The sequence below is a fragment of the Acidisphaera rubrifaciens HS-AP3 genome, from assembly GCF_000964365.1.
Taxonomy (GTDB): domain Bacteria; phylum Pseudomonadota; class Alphaproteobacteria; order Acetobacterales; family Acetobacteraceae; genus Acidisphaera; species Acidisphaera rubrifaciens.
This window is the reverse complement of the sequence record NZ_BANB01000383.1, coordinates 1-2,220: the sequence shown is the minus strand read 5'-3', so window position 1 is coordinate 2,220 and position 2,220 is coordinate 1. Positions and strand designations below refer to the sequence as shown.

The window sequence follows — 2,220 nt, the reverse complement described above, 5'->3', positions numbered from 1 at the left end:
GGCCGTCGGCGCCGAGTGCCGCCTCGGCCGCCGCGATCGCCGCGCGCACGGCGGGCGCGGCGAGCGCCGTCGCGCCATGGCAGCGGACATTCTTGAGCAACTGCGGCAGCGGGGAGAAGACGCGGCACACCTCGCTCGCCGGCCGCCCCTCGCCGGTGATCACCGCCAGCACCTGCAGCGCCGCCACCAGCCCGTCGCCTGTGGTCGCGAAGTCGGACAAGATCATGTGGCCCGACTGTTCGCCGCCGACATTGTGGCCGCCCGCGCGCATCCGCTCCGCCACGTAGCGGTCGCCCACACCCGTCCGGTGCAGCGCCACGCCGAGCGTGCCGAGATACCGCTCCAGCCCCAGATTCGACATCACGGTCGCCACCACCGCATCCCCCGCGAGCCGCCCGGTCCGCTGCCAGGACCGCGCGATCAGGGCAAGGATCTGATCGCCGTCCACCAGCTCGCCCCGCTCGTCGGCGAGCAGCAGCCGGTCCGCGTCGCCGTCGAGCGCGAGGCCGAGATCGGCGCCGTGCTCCACCACCTGGGCGCAGAAATATTCCGGCGCGGTCGATCCGCAGCCGCGGTTGATGTTGAACCCGTCCGGCGCGACGCCGACCGGGATCACCGTCGCGCCCAGTTCCCACAGCACCGTGGGCGCAACGCGATAGGCCGCGCCGTGGGCGCAATCCACCACGATCCGCAGCCCGTCGAGCCGCAGGCCGCGCGGGAACGTGGCCTTCGCCGCCTCGATATAGCGCCCGGCGGCATCCTCCAGCCGCGAGGCGCGGCCGAGGGCGGCGGACGGGGCGAGCCTGCCGGGCAGCGACGGGTCGGCCATCAGCGCCTCGATCTCCGCCTCCGTCTCGTCGGAGAGCTTGAAGCCGTCCGGGCCGAACAGCTTGATGCCGTTATCCTCGTACGGGTTGTGCGAGGCGGAGATCATCACGCCGAGATCGGCGCGCAGGCTGCGCGTCAGCAGCGCGATCGCGGGCGTGGGCAGCGGGCCGACCAGGGTGACGTCCATGCCGGCGCCGATGAAGCCCGCGGTCAGCGCCGGTTCGATCAGGTAGCCGGACAGCCGCGTGTCCTTGCCGATCACCACGCGATGGCGATGGGTGCCGCGCGTGAACCGCACGCCGGCCGCCTGCCCGAGGCGCAGCGCCACGTCGGCCGTCATCGGATCGAGGTTGGCCCGCCCGCGCACCCCGTCGGTACCGAAAAGCCGCCGCCTGTTGGACATTGCTGTCTCCGTCGTGATGCCGGCTGGAACCCGGGGCGGTGCCCTAGCCCGGCGCGGCCGCCCACAGCGGCGCCGGCAGGTGGTCCAGCAGCGCCGCCCAGACGCGCAGCGCCTGCACCGTTGCGCCTACGTCATGAACACGGAGGATACGCGCGCCCCGGGCAATTGCAAACAGCCCAGCGGCCAGCGAGCCCGGCAGCCGGTCCTTCGGTGCGATGGCGTGTCCGAAGGCGCCGATGACCCGCTTGCGCGACACGCCGACCAGCAGCGGATAGCCGAGTGCGGCCAGACGGGGCAGCCCGGCCAGCAGCGCCGCGTTCTGCGTCGCCGTCTTCGCGAAGCCGATGCCGGGGTCGAGGGCGATGGCCGCCTCCGCGATGCCGGCGGCGCGGGCTGCGGCGACCCGGTCCGCCAGTTCGCGCGTCACGTCCGCCGCGACGTCGTCGTACTGGGCGTGCGCCTCCATCGTCGCCGGGGTGCCACGCATGTGCATCAGCACCACCGGGCAGCCCGCGTCCGCGACGACGGCCGCCGCGGCGGGGTCATGGGCAAGGGCGGAGACGTCGTTGACGATCGCCGCGCCGGCATCGAGGGCTGCGCGCATCGTCGCCGCGTTGCGGGTGTCGATCGAGATCGGGCAGCCCTGGGCGGCAAGGCCGCGGATGACCGGCAGGACCCGCCGCATTTCCTCGGCCGGATCAACCGAAGCGGCGCCGGGGCGGGTGCTTTCCCCGCCGATGTCCAGGATGTCCGCTCCCTCCTCGGCCATCCTCATCCCGGCCGCGATGGCGGCGCCGGGATCGAGCCGCTCGCCGCCGTCGCTGAAGCTGTCGGGCGTGGCGTTGAGGATGCCCATGACCAGCGGCCGGCCGGCGGGCAGCCCGGCCCAGCCCGTCCCGCCCCAGGTCGTCACGGGGCGGGCCGGGCGATCGGGTCAGGCATCAGCCCGGCTGCGGCGCCAGGCCGGGCCCGCCGCCCGCGGGCGGGGC

Annotated in this window: 2 protein-coding genes; both read right to left on the bottom strand. The window is 74.3% G+C overall.

The annotated features are described in order from the left end of the window. Window positions 1–1,231, bottom strand: a 1,231-nt coding sequence (glmM, locus tag B8460_RS11455; RefSeq protein WP_048861731.1) for a phosphoglucosamine mutase, incomplete at its 3' end; no start/stop codon positions are given. 43 nt (window positions 1,232–1,274) lie between these two features. Continuing rightward, entirely contained in the window at window positions 1,275–2,144 is an 870-nt protein-coding gene (gene folP / locus B8460_RS11450) for a dihydropteroate synthase (RefSeq protein ID WP_241771171.1), read from the bottom strand. Window positions 2,145–2,220 lie beyond the last annotated feature (76 nt).